Here is a 21,735-nt window from a genome sequence, read left to right on the forward strand (position 1 = left end):
CCCCGGAGTACCACCACCCATGGCATCCCATACCCGCCGTTCCGGGCCCGCACCCCGAGCCCGTGGCGGCGCCAGGCGCCGCCTGCCCCTGCGCCTGCTGCTGCCCCTGCTCGTCCTCGTCGCGCTGATGGCGATGCTCATGCTGCGCGGCTACGTGCACAGCGAGATCCTCGCCGACCACCGGGTCCGGCCGCCCGCCGCCACCGACCAGGTGCCGGAGAAGATCATGAACGGCGGCCCGGTCATCGACACCCGCAGCGGCCGCACGGAGAGCCTGCGCCTGCCCGACCGCCGCCTGGTCCTCACCTTCGACGACGGCCCGGACCCGGTCTGGACGCCGAAGGTCCTGGACGTCCTGAGGAAGCACGACGCGCACGCGGTCTTCTTCGTCACCGGCACCATGGCCTCGCGCTACCCGGACCTGGTCCGGCGCATGGTCGCGGAAGGCCACGAGGTCGGTCTGCACACCTTCAACCACCCCGACCTGTCCTACCAGTCCAAGAAGCGCATCGACTGGGAGCTGTCCCAGAACCAGCTCGCGATCTCGGGCGCGGCGGGCATCCGCACCTCTCTCTTCCGGCCGCCGTACTCCTCCTTCGCCGGCGCCATGGACAACATGTCCTGGCCGGTGACCGAGTACATCGGCGACCGCGGCTACATCACCGTCGTCAACAACACCGACAGCGAGGACTGGCGCAAGCCCGGCGTCGAGGAGATCATCCGCAAGGCCACGCCCAAGGGCGGCAAGGGCGCCATCGTCCTGATGCACGACTCCGGCGGCGACCGCCACCAGACCGTCGAGGCACTGGACCGCATGCTGCCCGACCTGCGCGAGCAGGGATACGAGTTCCACAACCTCACCGAGGCCCTCGACGCCCCGAGCGCGCACTCCCGGGTCACCGGCCTCGAGCAGTGGAAGGGTACGGCGTGGATCTTCCTGGTGCAGGCCTCGGAGCACCTCACCGACGGGCTGGTCGTCGGCCTCGCGATCGTCGGCACTCTCGTCATCGGCCGCTTCGTCCTGATGCTGCTGCTCTCCGGGCTGCACGCACGCCGGGTGCGCCGTCGCGGCTTCAGCTGGGGGCCGCCGATCACCGAACCGGTGTCGGTCCTGGTCCCGGCGTACAACGAGGCCAAGTGCATCGAGAACACGGTCCGTTCCCTCGCCGCCAGTGACCACCCCATCGAGGTCCTCGTCATCGACGACGGCTCCTCCGACGGCACGGCACGGATCGTCGAGGCCATGGACCTGCCCAACGTCCGGGTGGTCCGCCAGCTCAACGCGGGCAAGCCGGCCGCGCTCAACCGCGGTGTGGCCAACGCCCGGTACGACCTGATCGTGATGATGGACGGCGACACGGTCTTCGAACCGTCCACCGTGCGTGAACTGGTGCAGCCCTTCGGCGATCCGCGGGTGGGCGCGGTCGCGGGCAACGCCAAGGTCGGCAACAAGGACACCCTCATCGGCGCCTGGCAGCACATCGAGTACGTGATGGGCTTCAACCTCGACCGCCGGATGTACGACGTCCTGCACTGCATGCCGACGATCCCCGGCGCGGTCGGAGCCTTCCGCCGCAGCGCGCTGGAACGGGTCGGCGGCATGAGCGACGACACGCTCGCCGAGGACACCGACATCACCATGGCCCTGCACCGCGACGGCTGGCGCGTGGTCTACGCGGAGAACGCCCGTGCCTGGACCGAGGCACCCGAGACGGTCCAGCAGCTGTGGTCCCAGCGCTACCGCTGGTCGTACGGCACCATGCAGGCCATCTGGAAACACCGCCGGGCCCTGGTGGACAAGGGTGCCTCGGGCCGCTTCGGCCGCGTGGGCCTGCCCCTGGTGTCCCTCTTCATGGTCGTGGCGCCCCTGCTGGCCCCGCTGATCGACGTGTTCCTCGTCTACGGCCTCGTGTTCGGCCCGACCCAGAAGACGATCATCGCGTGGCTCGGCGTCCTGGCGATCCAGGCGGTCTGCGCGGCCTACGCCTTCCGACTCGACCGTGAGCGCATGACACACCTCATCTCGCTGCCCCTGCAGCAGATCCTCTACCGCCAGCTCATGTACGTCGTCCTGCTCCAGTCCTGGATCACCGCCCTCACCGGCGGCCGGCTGCGCTGGCAGAAGCTGCGGCGCACCGGTGTCGTCGACGCGCCCGGCGGCGGCCCCGTGCCGCGCCAGCGGTCCCAGAGCAGCGGCGAGCGGAGGCCGGTGGCATGACCCACGGAAACCCGATCCCCACGTCATCGGCGGCGTCCGGCCTGCCGGGGCCGCCGTCGTACGGCATCCCGCAGCAGCGCACGACGGACCCCGCAGCCACGGGCGGGACCGCCCCCGACGCGGCGCCGCGCCAGGGCGGCGGCCGTGACCGCTACCTGGACCTCCTTCGCTCGATCGCCCTGGTCCGTGTCGTCGTCTACCACCTGTTCGGCTGGGCGTGGCTGACGGTGCTGTTCCCGTCGATGGGCGTGATGTTCGCGCTGGCGGGCGCCCTGATGGCGCGCTCGCTGAAGCGCCCGGCGCTCGGGGTGATCCGGGGCCGGATCCGCCGGCTCCTGCCTCCGCTCTGGGCGTTCAGCGCGGTGGTGCTGGCGATGATGTTCGCGGGCGGCTGGAACCCGCTGAAGGACCCGGACCACGGCGGCACCTGGGGCCTGATCGACCTGTTCAACTACGTCTTCCCCGTCGGCGCCCCGCCCTTCCCCTGGCACCTCGGCGCCAAGTCCGGCCTGCTGGAGGACACCTGGGCGGTGCAGGCGGCCGGTCCGCTGTGGTACCTGCGGGCCTACCTCTGGTTCGTCATCGCGTCCCCGCTGCTGCTGTGGGCGTTCCGCCGGGCACCGTGGCCGACGCTGCTGGCGCCCCTGGGCCTCACGGCGGTCGTCGGTACGGGCCTGGTGAAGATCCCCGGCGAGACGGGCAACGCGGTGACGGACTTCGCGGTCTACGGCGGCTGCTGGGTCCTGGGCTTCGCCCACCAGGAGGGCCTGCTCAAGCAGATCCCCCGCTACCTGTCGATCTCCTGCGCGGCCCTGCTGATGGCCTTCGGCCTGTGGTGGGCCTCGGGTCACCTGGGGCCCGACGGCTGGGACCTGAACGACATCCCCCTGGCCCAGGCGGCCTGGTCCTTCGGCTTCGTGGTCGTCCTGCTCCAGTACTCTCCGTCCTGGCGCGAACTCCCGGGCCGTCTGGCCAGGTGGGACACGCTCGTGACCCTCTCCAACAACCGTGCCGTCACGATCTACCTCTGGCACAACCTCCTCATCATGGCCACGGTCCCGATCCTCGACCTGCTCTACGAACTGCCGTTCCTCCAGAGCGACAGCGCGGTGTCCGCCCTGGACACCACGTACACGATCTGGATGTTCGTCCTGGTCTGGCCCCTGATCGGCGCGGCGATCCTCGCGTTCGGCTGGGTCGAGGACGTCGCGGCGAAGCGGAAGCCGCGGTTGTGGCCGAACAGTGCGCCTCGGATGAGGGTTCGTGGCAGCCGGAGGCGCTCGGCACCCGGAAGCTGAGCTGCCCCGTCATCGGCGGGAGCGGACGATGAGCGGCCCGTTCCGAGGGCTCCTTTGCGGTCCAGGCGAGAGAACGACAGTGACACAGGCACGGACAGCACAACCGGCCGGAGAGCGCGCGCCGGTCTTCGGGCTGATCACGCCCGAGGACTGGCACCGCGTTCCGCTCCTGCCCGCCGACCGCCGCGAGGCGTCCGTGAGCGCGCTGGTCAAGCGGCAGTTCGCGGGCGTCGACGACCAGCCCGTAGTGCGCCGCAAGGCCGAGGAGCAGCTGCTCGGCACGGCCGAGACCGCCGTCGGACAGGGCGGCGTGGTGCTGTACCTGTCGTTCCTGGAGGCCGGTGGCATCCCGCTGCCGGCGTCCCTGCTGGTCTCCCGCCTGTACGAGAAGTTCGACGGCCTCGACGCCGTCGCCGCCCTGGCCGGTTCCGGCGAGGTCACGCTGGGGAGACCCTGCCCGCCGTGGGGCGCGTGGCCCGGCTCCGGCGGCAGGAGCGGACGAAGCAGTCGCGGATGCTGGGCTCCGAATTCGAGGAACTCGTCAAGGTAGCAACGCCACGACCAGCAGCCAGACGTCGAACACGAGCACCGCCAGCACCTTGCGTGCCGCGGCTCCCGGGCCGACCCGGGGCGTGTGCTCGTTCCCCCGCACCATGCCGAACAGGATCACCGGCAGCATCAGCCCGGTCAGCCCGCCGACCGCGATGCCTCCCACCACCAGGGCGTTGTTCCCGTCGTCGAACGGGACCCCGTTCCCCCGGGGTTTCCCGGTGTGGAAAACTGCCTGAGTTGCGCATGTGAACAACTGTGCCCAGTGGGTCGACGGGGGAGCGGTGGGATGAGTAAGCGGCAGACACAGAAGATGCTGCGGTTGATGGCGAGCGGAGAACCGGTCGAGCTCACCAGCCCGATGGCGTCCGTGAAGAAGCTCGCCCGGCTGGCCTTCGTCGCCCAGCAGTTCGGCTACGAGTACGCGGACGTCCGCCAGAGCACCGGCCGCAACGGCGCGCTCACCATGCTGATCCTGCCCGACCCCAGCCCGCAGGCCCGGGCCCGGGCCGCACAGAACTGGGCGCAGTACCCGGGCGCCGGCGACGGCGTCTCCCTCCCGCCGCTCGTGCCGGACGCCTTCGAGCTCCTCAAGGCCCGCATCAACTTCGACCTCACCGGTAAGAACGCCGAGAAGCGCATGGGCTACGCGGCCCTCGGCATCACCCTCGGCTGCGTGGTCCTCGCCTTCCGCGCCGGCGGCGAGTCCTTCGACTTCGTCGCGGCGGGCGTGGTGTGGCTGCTGTTCATGGCGATCCTCGGCATCGGGCTGCTGGTCACACGCAAGCGCAACACGAAGTTCGCCGCGCGGTTGCAGGCGGCCGGCTTCATGCCGGTGACCGAAGAGAACGGGCGGTTGCGGTATCTGCCGCCCGGGGCGCAGATGCCGGGGCAGGGCAATCCGTTCGGGGCAGGACCGTACGGCGGGCCCGCGGCCGGGGCGCCGGGCTATGCGGGCGCGCCGGGACAGGCGCCCGGGGTGCCGGGCCAGCCCGGTGGAATGCCCGCTCCGGCCGGAGGCGCCCCCGCGGGTTACGGACAGCAGGCGCCGGGACCGTACGCCCAGCCGGCSSCSGGCCCSTACCCCGCGCAGCCCGCACCCGGCCCGTACGGAGGCCAGCCCACACCGGGCCCGTACGGAGGCCAGCCGACGCCCGGCCCGTACGGAGGCCAGCCCACACCGGGCCCGTACGGAGGCCAGCCGACGCCCGGCCCGTACGGAGGCCAGCCCACACCGGGCCCGTACGGAGGCCAGCCGACGCCCGGCCCGTACGGAGGCCAGCCCGCGCCCGGCCCGTACGGAGGCCAGCCCCCCGGCCCCTACAACCAGCCGTATCCTCAGCAGAACGTCCCCGGGCAGCCCCCGCAACGCTGACACAACGCCACCGAACCTCTCATCCCGCCCAAGGCCGGGGTGAGAGCAAAGTTCCCTCGCGGTCACCCGCTGGCACAGTCACGAAACGCGCCCTCCCTACCTTCGGGACCAGCACTCATGGAACGACCGAGTCCCGGAGCAAGTGGAGGCGTCATGACAGGCCCTGGCACGGCACCCGCACCCCCGAGCAGGGGCGGACGCTGGATCCAGCACTGGGATCCGGAGAACGAGACCTTCTGGAAGGAGACCGGGGAGAAGGTTGCCCGCCGGAACCTCTTCTTCTCCGTACTCTCCGAGCACATCGGCTTCTCGATCTGGACCCTGTGGTCCGTGCTGGTCCTCTTCATGGGCCCGGAGTACGGACTGACCCCGGCCGACAAGTTCATGCTGACCTCGATGGTCACGCTCGTCGGCGCCGTCGTCCGCGTCCCCTACACCTTCGCCGTAGCGATCTTCGGCGGCCGGAACTGGACGATCATCTCCGCCGGCCTCCTCCTCGTCCCGACCGTCGCCGCGTTCACCGTGATGGAGCCGGGCACCTCCTTCTCCACCTTCCTCCTCGTCGGCCTGCTGGCCGGCATCGGCGGCGGTAACTTCGCCTCCTCCATGACCAACATCAACGCCTTCTTCCCGCTGCGGAAGAAGGGCTGGGCCCTCGGCCTGAACGCGGGCGGCGGCAACATCGGCGTACCGGTGATCCAGCTGGCCGCGCTCGGGATCATCGGCGCCGGCGGCGGGCCGCGCGTGCTGCTCGGGATCTACATCCCGCTGATCCTCGTGGCCGCCGTCATGGCCGCGCTCTTCATGGACAACATCGAGAACGTCAAGAACGACACCGGTGCCGCCAAGGACGCCGCGCGGGACGCCCACACCTGGATCATGTCCTTCCTCTACATCGGCACGTTCGGGTCGTTCATCGGATACAGCTTCGCCTTCGGGCAGGTCCTCCAGAACCAGTTCGGACGCACCCCGCTGGAGGCGGCGTACGTCACCTTCATCGGTCCGCTCCTCGGCTCGCTGATCCGCCCCCTGGGCGGCTGGATGGCCGACAAGTACGGCGGCGCGAAGATCAGCCTGTGGAACTACGTCGGCATGGGCGTCGCGACGGCGATCCTGATCGGTGCCTCGATGGAGAAGTCGCTGGCGCTGTTCACCGTGGCGTTCGTGGTGCTGTTCGTGCTCAGCGGGCTCGGCAACGGCTCGACGTTCAAGATGATCCCGGGCATCTTCCAGAACAAGGCCCTCGCCAAGGGGCTGCAGGGTGAAGCGGCCGCTGCCTACGGGCGTCGCCTCTCCGGCGCCTCCATGGGACTCATCGGCGCGGTGGGCGCGCTCGGCGGCGTCGGCATCAACCTCGCCTTCCGCCAGTCCTTCCTCTCCTACGGCTCCGGCACCGGCGCCTTCGTCGCCTTCCTCGCCTTCTACGCGGTCTGCTTCGCGGTCACCTGGGCCGTATACCTTCGCCGCACGGCACCCCGGGTACCCGCCACGACGGCGACCTCGGAGGCGGAGCCGCAGCTCAGCTACGCCAGGGTGTGACGTAACACCGTCGACATCAAGCCGATCCGGGCCTGTCACGAGCCGTTGACAGGCTCGATCGGCATGTAGGTACGCCGTACCCATAAGTACGACGACTCGAGTGCGGGACGAGAGCCATGTACGAGGAAGAACAGCGACCGGACCATGGACCCCTGGCGGGTTTCACCGTGGGCGTGACGGCCGCGCGCCGGGCCGACGAGCTGGGCACGCTGCTGCAGCGGCGCGGTGCCGCCGTCATGCACGCCCCTGCCCTGCGGATCGTGCAGCTCGCCGACGACAGCGAGCTGCTGGGCGCGACGAAGGAGCTCATCCGCCAGGTGCCGGACATCGTGGTCGCCACGACCGCGATCGGTTTCCGGGGCTGGGTCGAGGCCGCCGACGGCTGGGGGCTCGGCGACGATCTGCTGTCGCGGCTCGGCGGCGTACGGATCCTGGCGCGCGGGCCCAAGGTGAAGGGCGCGGTCCGGGCCGCCGGGCTGACGGAGGAGTGGTCGCCGTCGTCGGAGTCCATGGCGGAGGTGCTCGACCGGCTGCTGGAGGAGGGCGTCGACGGGCAGCGGATCGCGATCCAGCTGCACGGTGAGCCGCTGCCCGGGTTCGTGGAGGCGCTGCGGGAGGGCGGGGCCGAGGTCGTGGGCGTGCCCGTCTACCGGTGGATGCCGCCGGAGGACATCGCTCCGGTGGACCGCCTCCTGGACGCCACGGTCTCCCGGGGCGTGGACGCACTGACCTTCACCAGCGCCCCGGCCGCGGCCTCCCTGCTCTCCCGGGCGGAGGAGCGCGGGATGCTCCCCGAGGTACTGGAGGCCATGAGCCACGACGTGTTGCCGGCCTGTGTCGGCCCGGTCACCGCCCTGCCGCTGCAGTCCCGCGGCATTGACACGATCCAGCCCGAGCGCTTCCGGCTCGGCCCCCTCGTCCAGCTCCTCTGCAAGGAACTGCCCGGCCGGGCACGCGCGCTGCCGATCGCCGGGCACCGGGTGGAGATCCGCGGGCACGCCGTCCTGGTGGACGGGGACCTCAAGCCCGTACCGCCCGCCGGCATGTCCCTCCTGCGCGCCCTCTCCCGCCGTCCCGGCTGGGTGGTCGCCCGCGCGGAACTCCTGCGCGCCCTGCCCGGCTCCGGCCGCGACGAACACGCGGTCGAAACGGCCATGGCCCGCCTCCGCACGGCCCTCGGCACGCCGAAACTGATCCAGACGGTGGTCAAACGGGGCTACCGCCTCGCCTTGGACCCGGCAGCGGACACGAAGTACGCGGACGCGTGACGGCGTCCATGAAGTACGCGGACGCGTGACGGCGTCCATGAAGTACGCGGACGCGTGACGGCGTCCGCGAGTTGAGCGAAATACCGCCACGCTGACGCCCGTCGCGCGAACCGGGGCCGCTCGGCGTGGCGTGCGCGCCATGGCCGGAACCCGTGTCCGGGCGAAGCCGCCCCTCACGACCGGCCCGTGTGAGGGGTTTCCGGCGTCGCAGTGGGCAGGCACTGTAAGAGGGAACGGTTTCCCAGCCCTCTCACTGGCACCCCACCGGGCCCCTCGCGACCGGGGTGCACCTAGGCGGTGACAGGCACATGGCACTGGGTACGGCCACGGCCCCGTACGAGCTGCGGTTCGATGCCGGGCGGATCTGCCTCGATCTGCTCTCCACCACGCATCCGGAGGAACGGCTGGACTCCGTGGACGTGCTGCGCGCCTGGATCACCGGCTCCGGGCTCGTCCCGGCGGACACCGCCCTGGCCCACGCCGACGCCACCTGGCCTGCCGCCTTCCGCGAACTGCGCGGCCAGATCGACCGGTTGGTGCGCGGCTGGCCGGGATCCGGAGCCCGGGCGTACGACTTCGCGCTCGCGCGCGTCAACGACCTCGCCCGTACCGCGCCCCCCGCCCCCCGCGCGGTCCGGGGCTCAGACGGCGAACTCGTACGGCAGTTGGACGGCCCGCCCGGCTGCCCCGCCCTGCTCGCGGCCGTCGCCCGGGACGCCGTGGACCTGGTGACCGACCCCGTCGCCCGCGCGGCCCTGCGCCAGTGCGAGGGCGACAACTGCCCGATCGTGTACCTCGACACCTCCCGGGGACGCAGGAGGCGCTGGTGCTCCAGCGAGGTCTGCGGGAACCGCGAACGAGTCGCCCGGCATCGCCGCCGCGCGGCACTCACCCGTGCTTAAGTCCCTTTTGCCCTTCGCGGCAAGGCCGTTGGATGCTCACTGCATCCAATTTCCCTGTCCTAAATGCGACTTCTGTGGACGCACTGTCGAAGTGATTTCGATTACACATCGTTTACCTACGCCACCGTAGGGAAAGCCTGGCTTGATCTGGTCGATGTGGCGGAAATGTAAAGAACGCGGGGTGGGAATGTGCTCCCATGTCCCCCTCGTCACGTCACTCAGAAGAAATCTGTCACGTCTCTTTGAACGCCCAACGGCTCGCGTCCGTACGGCATGTGGAGCGACCGACTGGGGGAACCCCCGGACACCGGAGGTGGGCGTGCGCAAGGATTCCGTCGTGGCCAATGAACGTGCACCGAGGGCCCGACATCGCATGTCCCAGCCCTCGGAACCCGACGAGGAGCTGATGCGTGCGCTCTATCGCGAACACGCCGGACCCCTGCTCGCGTATGTCCTGCGCCTGGTCGCCGGAGACCGGCAACGCGCCGAGGACGTCGTGCAGGAGACGCTCATCCGTGCCTGGAAGAACGCCGGACAGCTCAATCGAGCGACCGGATCGGTACGCCCCTGGCTGGTGACGGTCGCCCGGCGCATCGTCATCGACGGCCACCGCAGCCGGCAGGCCCGGCCGCAGGAGGTCGACCCGTCGCCGCTGGAGGTCATCCCCGCGGAGGACGAGATCGACAAGGCGCTGTGGCTGATGACTCTGTCGGACGCACTCGACGACCTGACCCCCGCCCACCGGGAGGTGCTCGTCGAGACGTACTTCAAGGGGCGTACCGTCAACGAGGCGGCGGAAACCTTGGGCATACCCAGCGGAACCGTCCGCTCCAGGGTCTTCTACGCTCTCCGTTCCATGAAGCTGGCACTGGAGGAGCGGGGGGTGACGGCGTGATGAGTGTTTACGGGGGAAACCAGGGATTCGGTACGGGAGGCATGGGTATGTCTGGACCCATGCAGGGATCTCCGGTGCCGAACGAGCACGAGACCGTCGGCGCCTACGCTCTCGGCATCCTCGACGACGCCGAAGCAACCGCTTTCGAAGCCCACCTCGCGACCTGCGAATGGTGCGCCCAGCAGCTCGACGAGCTGGCCGGCATGGAGCCGATGCTCGCCGCCCTCGCTGACCTGCCCGGTTCGGGCACACCCGCGATCGGCGAGTCGCTGTCCGCGAAGCCCCGGCCGCGCCTGGTGGAGAAGCTGGTCGACGAGGTCGCCGACCGCCGCGCCCAGAAGCGCCGCCGCAGTTTCTACATGGTGGCCGCGGCCGGCGCGCTGATCATCGGCGGCCCCTTCGTCGCGGTGGCGACGAACAGCGGCGGTGACGGCGGCGGCAGGGAGAACCGCCCGCTCGCGTCGAGCCCCGCCAAGGAAGCCTTCGACGGCATCTCCGACAAGATCACGGCCACCGACCCGAACACCAAGGTCTCCGCGACCGTCGCCGTCCAGAAGAAGGACTGGGGCACCGGCACCGTCCTGGAGCTGAAGAACCTCAAGGGCCCGCTCAAGTGCGCCCTCGTCGCGGTCGGCAAGAACGGCGAGCGGGAGACCCTCGCCTCCTGGTCCGTCCCGGAATGGGGCTACGGTCTGCCGGACGCCAAGTCCGAGAAGGCCAAGGAGCCGCTGTACGTCCAGGGCGGCGCCGCCTTCGAGCCGAACCAGATCGACCACTTCGAGGTCGTGACGTTCGACGGCAAGCGGCTGGTCGAGGTCGACGCGTAGCCTTACCGGGTCCCCTTCGCGTACGGTGGACGGCTGCCCAGCACGTCAGAAGGGGGCCCGGTGGCCGCTCAGGCTCAACAGGAAACCGCGCTCGACTCCCTGAGAGACAGAGAGATCGGCGTCGAACAGGAACACCTGGACCGGGTGTACCGGCGTCTCGAGGAGAAGATCCACGAGGCCGAGTTCCTCATGCACGACGCGGCCCAGCGCGGCCAGGTCGGCACGCCCGGCGCGCTCGCCGAGCGGGACGCGCAGGTCTTCCGCGCCGGCATACACCTCAGCCGGCTGAACAACGAGTTCGAGGACTTCCTCTTCGGCCGCATCGACCTGCTGCGCGGCAAGGACGGCAAGAAGGGCCCCGACGGCGCGTACACCGCCGTCGAGCCCGCCGAGGGCTCGGTCCGGGAGGACAACACCGCCGACATCGCCGAGACGCTGCACATCGGCCGCATCGGTGTCCTCGACCAGGACTACGCACCGCTGGTCATCGACTGGCGGGCCCCGGCCGCCGCCCCCTTCTACCGGTCGACGCCCGTGGACCCCGGCCGGGTCGTCCGCCGCCGGGTCATCCGCTCCAAGGGACGCAAGGTGCTCGGTGTCGAGGACGACCTGATGCGCCCCGAGCTGACGGCCTTCCTCGACGGCCACGAGCTGCCCGTCATCGGCGACGGTGCCCTGATGGCCGCGCTCGGCCAGGCCCGCAGCCACACCATGCGCGACATCGTCGCCTCCATCCAGGCCGAGCAGGACCTGGTCATCCGCGCCCCCGCCGCCTCCGTGACCTACGTCGAGGGCGGCCCCGGCACCGGCAAGACCGCCGTCGCCCTGCACCGGGCCGCCTACCTCCTCTACCAGGACCGCCGCCGGTACGCGGGCGGCATCCTGATCGTCTCGCCGACCCCGCTGCTCGTCGCCTACACCGAGGGCGTGCTGCCCTCCCTCGGCGAGGAGGGCCAGGTCGCCATCCGCGCCATCGGCTCCCTCGTCGACGGCGCCGAGGCCACGCTCTACGACTCGCCTTCCGTGGCCCGTGCCAAGGGCTCGTCCCGCATGCTCAGGGTGCTGCGCAAGGCCGCGCGCGGAGCCCTGGAGCTGAACGATTCACCGGCCCGGCTGCGCGTGGTCGCCTTCGGCCGCCGCCTGGAGCTGGAGGCCGAGCAGCTGGCGGACATCCGCCGCGCCGCCCTCGGCGGCACCGCCCCCGTGAACCTGCTGCGTCCCCGCGCCCGCAAGCTGCTCCTGGACGCCCTGTGGGAGCAGTCCGGCGCGGCCGGCCGCCACACCGACCCGGAGCTCGCCGCCGAGCTGCGCTCCTCCTTCGACGAGGACATCACCTCCGAGGACGCCTTCATCGCCTTCCTCGACGCCTGGTGGCCCGAGCTGACCCCGGCGGCGGTCCTGGACGCCATGGCCGACGAGCGGCGCCTCGGCCGCTGGGCCCGGCGGATCCTCAACCCCGGCGAGATCCGCAAGGTCGCCCGCTCCCTCAGGCGCGACGGCCACTCGGTGCACGACATCGCGATGCTCGACGAGCTCCAGGCGATCCTCGGCGCCCCGGCCCGCCCCCGCAAGAGGCGCGAACTCGACCCGCTGGACCAGCTCACCGGCCTGGAGGAGCTGATGCCGGTGCGCGAGGAGTCGCAGCGCGAGCGCGCCGAGCGCCTCGCGCAGGAGCGCACCGAGTACGCGCACGTCATCGTCGACGAGGCCCAGGACGTCACTCCGATGCAGTGGCGCATGATCGGCCGCCGCGGCCGGCACGCCACCTGGACGGTCGTCGGCGACCCGGCCCAGTCCTCCTGGTCCGACCCGGACGAGGCCGCCGAGGCCCGCGACGAGGCTCTCGGCACCCGCCCGCGCCGCCGCTTCGAGCTCACCGTGAACTACCGCAACCCGGCCGAGATCGCCGAGCTCGCCTCGAAGGTGCTGGCCCTCGCCATGCCCGGCTCCGCGTCCCCGAAGGCGGTCCGCTCCACCGGCGTCGAGCCCCGCTTCACCGTCGTGGACCACACATTGGCCGAAACCGTCCGCGCCGAGGCGGCCCGGCTGCTGGAGCGCGTGGACGGCACGGTCGGCGTGGTCGTCGCCATGCAGCGCCGCGAGGAGGCCCGCCGCTGGCTCGCCGGACTCGGCGACCGGGTCGTGGCCCTCGGCAGCCTGGAGGCGAAGGGCCTGGAGTACGACGCGACAGTCGTGGTCTCCCCGGCGGAGATCGCTGACGAGTCCCCGGCCGGCCTGCGTGTGCTCTACGTCGCACTGACCCGGGCCACCCAGCAGCTCACGGTCGTCTCGGCCGAACGGGACGAGCCCGACGCGACGGGAGTACCGGACCTGCTCAGGGACTGATCCGTCCTTTGGGACTCCTCGTGGACGACCGCGCCCGGATACCCACTTGCCGGCGAAATGAACTCCCGGTACGGGAATGGCCTTACGGGATCTGTTTGTTAGCCTGGACGTGGCACCGGCTCGATCCAAGCCCCCGGGCCCAACCATCGTCGCTACGAGCGACCACTTGCCGCGAGGCGAGCATGGCGGGCCGGTGCCACCTACTTCATAAGAGACCCACGTCCCTACGTGACGTGGGTCTCTTTTGTTGGCCTGTTCCGCGAACAAAACGTTCGCAATCGAGGGTGGCTACCTGCTACTCAGCGGTAGGTGCGACGATCGGACGGCACAACTCAGCGTCAGGTGAAAGCAGAGGAAGTCGGCCATGGCAACGGCGCCCAGCGTCTCCTACTCGATGACGGTCCGGCTGGAGGTGCCCGCGAGCGGAACCGCCGTCTCGCAGCTCACCACCGCCGTGGAGTCCTCCGGAGGCTCGGTGACCGGCCTCGACGTCACCGCATCCGGTCACGAGAAGCTCCGTATCGACGTCACCATCGCGGCCTCGTCGACCGCGCACGCGGACGAGATCGTCGAGGAACTCCGCGGCATCGAGGGCGTCACGCTGGGCAAGGTCTCGGACCGGACCTTCCTCATGCACCTCGGCGGCAAGATCGAGATGGCGTCGAAGCACCCCATCCGCAACCGTGACGACCTGTCCATGGTCTACACGCCGGGTGTCGCCCGCGTCTGCATGGCGATCGCCGAGAACCCCGAGGACGCCCGCCGCCTCACCATCAAGCGCAACTCCGTTGCGGTCGTGACGGACGGCTCCGCGGTGCTGGGCCTGGGCAACATCGGCCCGAAGGCCGCGCTGCCCGTCATGGAGGGCAAGGCGGCCCTCTTCAAGCGGTTCGCCGGTATCGACGCCTGGCCGATCTGCCTCGACACCCAGGACACCGACGCGATCGTCGAGATCGTCAAGGCGATCGCCCCGGGCTTCGCGGGCATCAACCTGGAGGACATCTCCGCGCCCCGCTGCTTCGAGATCGAGGCCCGGCTGCGCGAGGCCCTCGACATCCCCGTCTTCCACGACGACCAGCACGGCACCGCGATCGTCGTCCTCGCCGCCCTCACGAACGCACTGCGCGTCGCGGGCAAAGCGATCGAGAACATCCGCGTCGTCATGTCCGGCGCCGGCGCGGCCGGTACGGCCATCCTGAAGCTGCTGCTGGCCGCCGGCGTCAAGAACGCCGTCGTCGCCGACATCCACGGCGTCGTGCACGCGGGCCGCGAGGACCTGGTGGACGCCGCCCCGGACTCGGCGCTGCGCTGGATCGCCGACAACACCAACCCCGAGGGCCTGACCGGCACGCTCAAGGAGGCCGTGCGCGGCGCCGACGTCTTCATCGGCGTCTCGGCCCCGAACGTCCTCGACGGCGACGACGTGGCCGCCATGGCCGAGAGTGCCATCGTGTTCGCGCTCGCGAACCCGGATCCCGAGGTCGACCCGGCAATCGCCCGCCAGACCGCGGCCGTTGTGGCCACCGGCCGCTCCGACTTCCCGAACCAGATCAACAACGTGCTGGTCTTCCCGGGTGTCTTCCGCGGTCTGCTGGACGCCCAGTCCCGCACGGTCAACACCGAGATGATGCTGGCCGCCGCGACCGCCCTCGCGGACGTGGTGACCGAGGACGAGCTGAACCCGAACTACATCATCCCGAGCGTCTTCAACGACAAGGTCGCGGGCGCGGTCGCGGGAGCGGTCCGGGAGGCCGCGAAGGCGGCGGGCGCGACGGCGGGCAGCTCGTCCGGCGTCTGAGGGCGAGCCGCCCGGCTCGGAGTGAGGTCCGGGGGCGCCGGCCCCCGGACTGTGAGGATCCCCACGGCAACCCGGAAAACGGCGCGTCGCAGGACCACTGTCAGCGGCGGAGCCCTATCGTGGCGGCCAGGCTCAGGCCCTCTTTTCGTGTGACTCCCAAGGGTGCTCTCACGACTCCGCCGGGTGCCGGATTGGCTTTCCCGCCGCAGGTAGAGGCAGGATGCCTCCCTGGGCGCGAGGGTCTGACGACGGACCCGGGTCCGGGGACTCATGGAGGACCCTGGCAGCATCGGCTTCGATCTGACGCCTCAACGGCAAGATGAACACGGGAGTAACAACATGAACCGCAGTGAGCTGGTGGCCGCGCTGGCCGACCGCGCCGAGGTGACCCGCAAGGACGCCGACGCCGTGCTGGCCGCGTTCGCCGACGTGGTCGGCGACATCGTCTCCAAGGGGGACGAGAAGGTCACCATCCCCGGCTTCCTGACCTTCGAGCGCACCCACCGTGCCGCTCGCACCGCCCGCAACCCGCAGACCGGCGAGCCCATCCAGATCCCGGCTGGCTACAGCGTGAAGGTCTCCGCGGGCTCCAAGCTCAAGGAAGCGGCCAAGGGTAAGTGACCTGGTCGTCCGTACGTCTCAGGACGACGTACGAGGCACAGTGACACCAAAGGGGCGGCCACCCGATCCGGGTGGCCGCCCCTTTGGGCTTCACTGCGTGTACTGACTTCGCGTGCTACCCGAGCGCCTTGCCCGGCAGCTCGACCTTCGCGCCCAGCTCCACGAGTTTCTCCATGAAATTCTCGTAGCCACGGTTGATCAGGCCGATGCCGTGGACGCGGGACGTGCCCTGGGCCGCCAGCGCCGCGATGAGGTACGAGAAGCCGCCGCGGAGGTCGGGGATGACCAGATCGGCGCCCTGGAGCTTGGTGGGCCCGGAGACGACGGCCGAGTGGAGGAAGTTGCGCTGGCCGAAGCGGCAGTTCGAGCCGCCCAGGCATTCGCGGTAGAGCTGGATGTGGGCGCCCATCTGGTTCAGCGCGGAGGTGAAGCCGAGGCGGGACTCGTAGACCGTCTCGTGGATGATGGACAGGCCCGTGGCCTGGGTCAGCGCCACCACCAGCGGCTGCTGCCAGTCGGTCTGGAAGCCGGGGTGGACGTCCGTCTCCAGCGCGATGGACTTCAGCTGGCCGCCGGGGTGCCAGAAGCGGATGCCCTCGTCGTCGATCTCGAAGGCCCCGCCCACCTTCCGGAAGGTGTTCAGGAACGTCATCATCGAGCGCTGCTGGGCGCCACGGACGTAGATGTCGCCCTCGGTCGCCAGCGCGGCGGACGCCCAGGAGGCGGCCTCCAGCCGGTCGGACAGGGCGTGGTGGGTGTAGCCACCGAGTTTGTCGACACCGGTGACGCGGATGGTCCGGTCGGTGTCCATCGCGATGATGGCGCCCATCTTCTGAAGGACACAGATCAGGTCCTCGATCTCGGGCTCGACAGCCGCGTTCGAGAGCTCGGTGACGCCCTCGGCGAGCACCGCCGTCAGCAGGACCTGCTCGGTCGCGCCCACGGACGGGTACGGCAGCGTGATCTTCGTACCCCGCAGCCGCTGCGGGGCCTCCAGGTACTGCCCGTCCGCCCGCTTCTCGATCCGCGCGCCGAACTGCCGCAGCACGTCGAAGTGGAAGTCGATGGGCCGGCCGCCGATGTCGCAGCCGCCGAGGCCCGGGATGAACGCGTGGCCGAGGCGGTGCAGAAGGGGGCCGCAGAACAGGATCGGGATACGGCTCGAACCCGCGTGGGCATCGATGTCAGCGACGTTCGCGCTCTCCACGCGCGTCGGATCCATCACCAGTTCGCCGGGTGCGTCCCCCGGACGGACCGTCACACCGTGCAGCTGCAACAGGCCCCGTACGACCCGTACGTCACGGATGTCCGGAACATTGCGGAGGCGGCTCGGGGCGCTGCCCAGCAGCGCTGCCACCATGGCCTTCGGTACGAGGTTCTTCGCACCGCGGACACGGATCTCGCCCTCCAGCGGGGTTCCGCCGTGGACAAGCAGGACATCGTCGTTGACGGTCATGAATCTCGCGTTCCGTGGAGTCGGGCAGGGGCCAGGAGGGAAAGGGTAATCGCCCTCCACCCCCCTTCCGTAAGCCTGAATCAGACCCAGCCACGTCATAGCTCTGTCACAACACGAACCGTTCCGTGCCGGGCACGTGGGGTCACGGTCACGTCCGTGCGCGACAAACGCACCAGTGCGCCCTGAGCTGCGTTCACTCCCGTCCCCCCATTGCCTCCCCACGGACAGGGAAGATGCGGGATCATGTCTGGCATGACCGAGGTGTCCTCGCTCACAGGGCGGTTGCTCGTGGCCACGCCCGCCCTGGCGGACCCGAACTTCGACCACGCGGTGGTGCTGCTCCTCGACCACGACGAGGAGGGCTCCCTCGGTGTCGTCCTCAATCGCCCCACCCCGGTCGACGTGGGCGACATCCTGGAGGGCTGGGGGGATCTCGCCGGCGAACCCGGCGTCGTCTTCCAGGGCGGACCGGTGTCGCTGGACTCGGCCCTCGGCGTCGCCGTCGTCCCCGGTGGCGCGTCCGGAGAGGCCGCACCGCTGGGCTGGCGCCGGGTGCACGGCGCGATCGGTCTGGTCGATCTGGAGGCCCCGCCGGAACTGCTGGCCTCCGCCCTCGGCTCGCTGCGGATCTTCGCCGGGTACGCCGGCTGGGGCCCGGGCCAGCTGGAGGACGAGCTGGTGGACGGCGCGTGGTACGTCGTCGAGTCGGAGCCCGGCGACGTCTCCTCGCCGTTCCCGGAGAGACTCTGGCGCGAGGTGCTGCGCCGCCAGCGCAGCGAGCTGGCGATGGTGGCGACGTACCCGGACGACCCTTCGCTCAACTGATGTCTGTGACCTTCAGTACCCTTGGGTCCATGAGCACTCTCGAGCCCGAGCGCGGGACTGGTACGGGGACCCTCGTAGAGCCGACGCCGCAGACCTCCCACGGTGACGGTGACCACGAGCGCTTCGCCCACTACGTCCAGAAGGACAAGATCATGGCGAGCGCCCTCGACGGAACCCCCGTCGTGGCGCTGTGCGGCAAGGTCTGGGTGCCGGGCCGCGACCCGAAGAAGTACCCGGTGTGTCCCATGTGCAAGGAGATCTACGAGTCCATGGGCTCCGGCGACGACGACAAGGGCAAGGGCGACAAGTAGCCCCGGCCTGCGCGGCGTAAAGCCTCCAGGGTGCGTTGTGCGCGCCCTGGAGGCTTTTGTGCTGTCCGGGCGTTGCACGGGATGCGTCTGCTGGTCACAGAGTGGTTGAGACCTCTTGTGGGTGTGTTCATGCAGTCCATGTCAGGGCTGGTCTGACTTGCAGACAACCACAGGTGCCCGTGCATGATCGCGCCGGGGCGAGCGTTGACTCGAACACGCTTGCTCACATCGTGTGCCGTTCCGGTGGGATGTGATCTTTCGCCGTGAGCGGCCAGGAAGCGTCCGTACGGTGACCGGTATGCAGCTCCGTTACAACTACCGGGCGTACCCGGGCGCAACCCAGCGTCGTGCGTTGGCGAGGGCGTTCGGGTGTGCCCGTGTGGTGTGGAACGACTGCCTGCGCGACCGCAGGGAAGCGCACGCGGCGGGGCTGCCGTTTGTGAAGTCGGCGGGAGTTGTCCCGGCTGCGCATCACCCAGGCCAAGCGCACCGAGGAGCGTGCTGGTCTTCTTCGTACTCGTACAGCGGCGCCTGGTCTCCGGACTGGGCGGAGCGGTGAAGGACTGACGTGACTCCTCCGAACACGGACGTGATTCCGGCGCCCCTGAGCGTCGAGGCCGGGGACGGACCGGGCTTCCTCCTCGACACGGGCACCGGGATCGAGGCGGGCCCCGGCACCGAGCGGGTCGCGCGGTGGCTGCGCGCGACCGTCGGCGCGGCGACCGGCCTGCCGCTGGACCCGCACACCGGCGCCGCCCCCCGCGTCCGACTGGGGGTCCTGCCCGCCCTGGGCGGACCCGAGGCGTACCGCCTCACGGCCGACGCCGACCGCGTCCTCATCGAAGGGGCGAGTCCGGCGGGCCTGTTCTGGGGCGCCCAGACCTTCCGTCAGCTGCTCGGTCCCGATGCCTTTCGCCGTGCGCCGGTGGCCCGTCGGCAGGAATGGGAGGTGCCCGCCGTCACCATCCACGACGCGCCCCGATTCCGCTGGCGCGGCCTCATGCTCGACGTCGCCCGGCACTTCATGCCCAAGGAAGGCGTCCTGCGCTATCTCGATCTGATGGCGGCGCACAAACTCAACGTCTTCCACTTCCATCTGACGGACGACCAGGGCTGGCGCATCCAGATCGAGCGGCATCCACGGCTGACGGAGATCGGCTCCTGGCGCGCGCGCACGAAAACCGGCCACCGGTCCTCGCCGCTGTGGGAGGAGAAGCCGCACGGCGGCTACTACACCCAGGACGACATCCGGGAGATCGTCGCCTACGCCGCCGAGCGGCATATCACCGTCGTCCCTGAAATCGACGTGCCCGGACACTCGCAGGCCGCCATCGCCGCGTACCCGGAACTCGGCAACACCGACGTCATCGACACCTCCGCCCTCTCCGTCTGGGACACCTGGGGAATCAACCCGAACGTACTCGCCCCCACTGACAACACCCTGCGCTTCTACGAGGGCGTCTTCGAGGAAGTGCTGGAGCTGTTCCCGTCGGAGTTCGTCCACGTCGGCGGCGACGAATGCCCCAAGGACCAGTGGCGGCGGTCGGAGACCGCCCAGGCACGCATCAGACAACTCGGCCTCGCGGACGAGGACGAGCTCCAGTCCTGGTTCATCGGGCACTTCGACGCGTGGCTCGCCGCGCGCGGGCGCCGGCTGATCGGCTGGGACGAGATCCTGGAGGGCGGGCTGGCGAAGGGCGCGGCCGTGTCCTCCTGGCGCGGCTACGCCGGGGGCATCGCCGCCGCCCGGGCAGGCCACGACGTCGTCATGTGCCCCGAACAGCAGGTGTATCTGGACCACCGTCAGGCCCCGGGCCCCGATGAGCCGGTACCGATCGGGTGGGTGCGCACCCTGGAGGACGTCTACCGGTTCGAGCCCGTGCCGCCGGAGTTGACGCCCGAGGAGGCCCGGCACGTGCTGGGCACCCAGGCCAACGTGTGGACCGAGGTGATGGAGGACCACGCACGCGTGGACTACCAGACGTTCCCCCGGCTCGCGGCCTTCGCCGAGGTCGCCTGGAGCGCCCTGCCCGCCCCGGCAGAACGGGACTTCGCCGGCTTCGAGCGCCGTATGACCGCCCACTACCGGCGTCTCGACGCCCTCGGCGTCGCCTACCGGCCACCCGCCGGCCCGCTGCCCTGGCAGCGGCGCCCCGGGGTGCTGGGCCGCCCGAAGGACGGACCGCCGCCCAGCCGGTAGCACCGGCCATCGCGACCGAACAGCTCGAACAGGACACGGAAAATGCGCACAAGGGTCACCGAAAGTGCCAATCCACCCGCACTGGTGAACCCGTGCGAAAACGGACCATCTCCCCGGTGAGGTGGGCGAATGCCTCCTAGCGGACCCGTGTCTTCGGCTCTCGCCAAGATGTGCCAGAGTTGCCACGTCCGCCCTGTCAGCACGTACCGTACGGCAGCACAGGTGGGACCAGGTGGGGCAGCGGGAAGGGGCAGCCGGTTTGACCACGCACGCACCGCAGGCGGCGCAGGCCGTCACGCTGCCCACGACGCTGGACGAGGCCGTCGCGGCACTCACCGCCGTGCCCGCCGCCGTGCCCGTCGCGGGCGGCACCGACCTGATGGCCGCCGTCAACTCCGGGCAGCTGAGGCCCGCCGCGCTGGTGGGACTCGGCCGGATCAACGAGATCCGCGGCTGGCAGTACCTGGACGGTCACGCGCTGCTCGGCGCGGGCCTCACGCACGCGCGCATGGGCCGCCCCGACTTCGCGGCCCTCATCCCGGCGCTCGCCGCCGCCGCGCGCGCCGCGGGCCCGCCGCACATCCGCAACGCGGGCACCCTGGGCGGCAACATCGCCTCGGCCGCCCCCACCGGGGACGCGCTGCCGGTGCTGGCCGCCCTGGAGGCGACACTGATCATCGCGGGCCCGGGCGGAGCCCGCCGGGAGATCCCGGTGTCGCACCTGCTGGCCGGGATGGACATGCTGCGCGCCGGCGAACTCATCGGCTACGTGCGCGTGCCGTTGCTGCACGCCCCGCAGGTCTTCCTGAAGGCGACCGGGCGCACCGGCCCGGGGCGCGCGGCGGCATCCGTGGCCCTGGTCCTGGACCCCGCACGCCGGGGCGTGCGTTGCGCGGTGGGCGCCATAGCGCCGATGCCGCTGCGGCCCCTGGAGGCCGAGCAGTGGGTCGGCAGCCTCATCGACTGGGACAACAACCGTGCGCTCGTGCCGGAGGCGCTGAGCGCCTTCGGCGAGTACGTCGCCGCGGCCTGCATCCCCGACGCGGCGCCGGCCGAGGACGGCTCGGTCGCACAGCTTCCGCCCGCCGTACTGCACCTGCGGCGCACCGTCGCCGCGCTGGCCCGACGAGCACTGGGGAGGGCGCTGTCGTGACCGACGACCAGCACGGAGAGGGCACGCCCCGGGGCGGGAGCCGCTGGGACCCGCTGCCCCAGGGCGAGTACGACGACGGCGCCACCGCCTTCGTCGAACTCCCCGAGGGGGGCGTCGACGCCATGCTGGCCGCCGACAGTCCCCTCGCCGCGCC

Annotated in this window: 18 protein-coding genes and 2 pseudogenes; 18 read left to right on the forward strand and 2 right to left on the reverse strand. The window is 70.6% G+C overall.

The features are described from left to right. The first annotated feature begins 19 nt into the window (after positions 1–19). The 3 genes from CA983_RS21015 (at position 20) to CA983_RS21025 (ending at position 4,066) form a co-directional block, all read left to right on the forward strand. On the forward strand, positions 20–2,218 hold the full coding sequence (locus CA983_RS21015) for a bifunctional polysaccharide deacetylase/glycosyltransferase family 2 protein (protein ID WP_086602452.1): 2,199 nt from the start codon (positions 20–22) through the stop codon (positions 2,216–2,218). Continuing rightward, positions 2,215–3,516 (forward strand): acyltransferase family protein, encoded by a 1,302-nt coding sequence (locus CA983_RS21020; RefSeq protein WP_086602453.1) that lies wholly within the window; start codon positions 2,215–2,217, stop codon positions 3,514–3,516. Before CA983_RS21015 ends, CA983_RS21020 begins: the two co-directional genes overlap by 4 nt. A 79-nt stretch (positions 3,517–3,595) precedes the next feature. After that, positions 3,596–4,066, forward strand: a complete 471-nt coding sequence (locus CA983_RS21025) for a hypothetical protein (RefSeq protein ID WP_086602454.1) — start codon at positions 3,596–3,598, stop codon at positions 4,064–4,066. Here CA983_RS21025 and CA983_RS46270 read toward each other — a convergent pair. Then, the gene (locus CA983_RS46270) at positions 4,058–4,234 is read right to left on the reverse strand and encodes a hypothetical protein (protein ID WP_158101874.1); all 177 of its coding nucleotides are present in this window, start codon (positions 4,232–4,234) and stop codon (positions 4,058–4,060) included. The two genes, CA983_RS21025 and CA983_RS46270, sit on opposite strands and share 9 nt — an antisense overlap. 120 nt (positions 4,235–4,354) lie before the next feature. Between CA983_RS46270 and CA983_RS21030 the strand changes: the two genes are divergently transcribed. The 9 genes from CA983_RS21030 to CA983_RS21070 all read left to right on the forward strand — a co-directional run bounded on the left by CA983_RS21030 (position 4,355) and on the right by CA983_RS21070 (position 15,636). Further along, the gene (locus tag CA983_RS21030; protein ID WP_086602455.1) at positions 4,355–5,440 is read left to right on the forward strand and encodes a hypothetical protein; all 1,086 of its coding nucleotides are present in this window, start codon (positions 4,355–4,357) and stop codon (positions 5,438–5,440) included. 153 nt (positions 5,441–5,593) lie between these two features. Next, positions 5,594–6,979, forward strand: coding sequence for a nitrate/nitrite transporter (locus tag CA983_RS21035; RefSeq protein ID WP_086602456.1), 1,386 nt, complete (start codon positions 5,594–5,596; stop codon positions 6,977–6,979). Between the two features lie 116 nt (positions 6,980–7,095). Next, positions 7,096–8,247: a uroporphyrinogen-III synthase gene (locus CA983_RS21040; RefSeq protein ID WP_086602457.1), complete on the forward strand. Its 1,152-nt coding sequence runs from the start codon at positions 7,096–7,098 to the stop codon at positions 8,245–8,247. Positions 8,248–8,555: 308 nt separating this feature from the next. Then, positions 8,556–9,149 (forward strand): CGNR zinc finger domain-containing protein, encoded by a 594-nt coding sequence (locus CA983_RS21045; RefSeq protein ID WP_086602458.1) that lies wholly within the window; start codon positions 8,556–8,558, stop codon positions 9,147–9,149. A 373-nt stretch (positions 9,150–9,522) separates the two neighbouring features. After that, on the forward strand, positions 9,523–10,044 hold the full coding sequence (locus tag CA983_RS21050) for a sigma-70 family RNA polymerase sigma factor (RefSeq protein ID WP_010039908.1): 522 nt from the start codon (positions 9,523–9,525) through the stop codon (positions 10,042–10,044). Next, on the forward strand, positions 10,044–10,871 hold the full coding sequence (locus CA983_RS21055) for an anti-sigma factor family protein (protein ID WP_279628449.1): 828 nt from the start codon (positions 10,044–10,046) through the stop codon (positions 10,869–10,871). Before CA983_RS21050 ends, CA983_RS21055 begins: the two co-directional genes overlap by 1 nt. Positions 10,872–10,931: 60 nt before the next feature. Further along, the gene (locus CA983_RS21060) at positions 10,932–13,217 is read left to right on the forward strand and encodes a HelD family protein (protein WP_086602460.1); all 2,286 of its coding nucleotides are present in this window, start codon (positions 10,932–10,934) and stop codon (positions 13,215–13,217) included. A 364-nt stretch (positions 13,218–13,581) separates the two neighbouring features. Beyond that, positions 13,582–15,015: an NAD-dependent malic enzyme gene (locus tag CA983_RS21065; protein WP_086602461.1), complete on the forward strand. Its 1,434-nt coding sequence runs from the start codon at positions 13,582–13,584 to the stop codon at positions 15,013–15,015. 339 nt (positions 15,016–15,354) lie between these two features. Then, on the forward strand, positions 15,355–15,636 hold the full coding sequence (locus CA983_RS21070; RefSeq protein WP_003990598.1) for an HU family DNA-binding protein: 282 nt from the start codon (positions 15,355–15,357) through the stop codon (positions 15,634–15,636). Between the two features lie 115 nt (positions 15,637–15,751). On the opposite strand, the gene murA is transcribed toward CA983_RS21070, so the two are convergent. Then, entirely contained in the window at positions 15,752–17,092 is a 1,341-nt protein-coding gene (gene murA, locus CA983_RS21075) for a UDP-N-acetylglucosamine 1-carboxyvinyltransferase (protein ID WP_086602462.1), read from the reverse strand. Between the two features lie 252 nt (positions 17,093–17,344). Here murA and CA983_RS21080 point away from each other — a divergent pair, with 252 nt between their 5' ends. The 6 genes and pseudogenes from CA983_RS21080 to CA983_RS47975 form a co-directional block, all read left to right on the forward strand. Beyond that, complete coding sequence (locus tag CA983_RS21080) at positions 17,345–17,917, forward strand: YqgE/AlgH family protein (RefSeq protein ID WP_167407425.1); 573 nt, start codon at positions 17,345–17,347, stop codon at positions 17,915–17,917. A 29-nt stretch (positions 17,918–17,946) separates the two neighbouring features. Continuing rightward, on the forward strand, positions 17,947–18,228 hold the full coding sequence (locus CA983_RS21085) for a DUF3039 domain-containing protein (protein ID WP_010039914.1): 282 nt from the start codon (positions 17,947–17,949) through the stop codon (positions 18,226–18,228). Between the two features lie 298 nt (positions 18,229–18,526). Then, positions 18,527–18,737, forward strand: a pseudogene (locus CA983_RS21090) (helix-turn-helix domain-containing protein); the annotation flags it as partial. A 59-nt stretch (positions 18,738–18,796) separates the two neighbouring features. Next, entirely contained in the window at positions 18,797–20,428 is a 1,632-nt protein-coding gene (locus CA983_RS21095) for a beta-N-acetylhexosaminidase (protein WP_086602464.1), read from the forward strand. Between the two features lie 259 nt (positions 20,429–20,687). Further along, entirely contained in the window at positions 20,688–21,581 is an 894-nt protein-coding gene (locus tag CA983_RS21100; RefSeq protein WP_086602465.1) for an FAD binding domain-containing protein, read from the forward strand. Beyond that, positions 21,578–21,735 (forward strand): annotated as a pseudogene (locus CA983_RS47975) ((2Fe-2S)-binding protein); the annotation flags it as partial. The gene CA983_RS21100 and the pseudogene CA983_RS47975, both read left to right, overlap by 4 nt.

The organism is Streptomyces swartbergensis, from assembly GCF_002148965.1.
Taxonomy (GTDB): Bacteria; Actinomycetota; Actinomycetes; order Streptomycetales; family Streptomycetaceae; genus Streptomyces; species Streptomyces swartbergensis.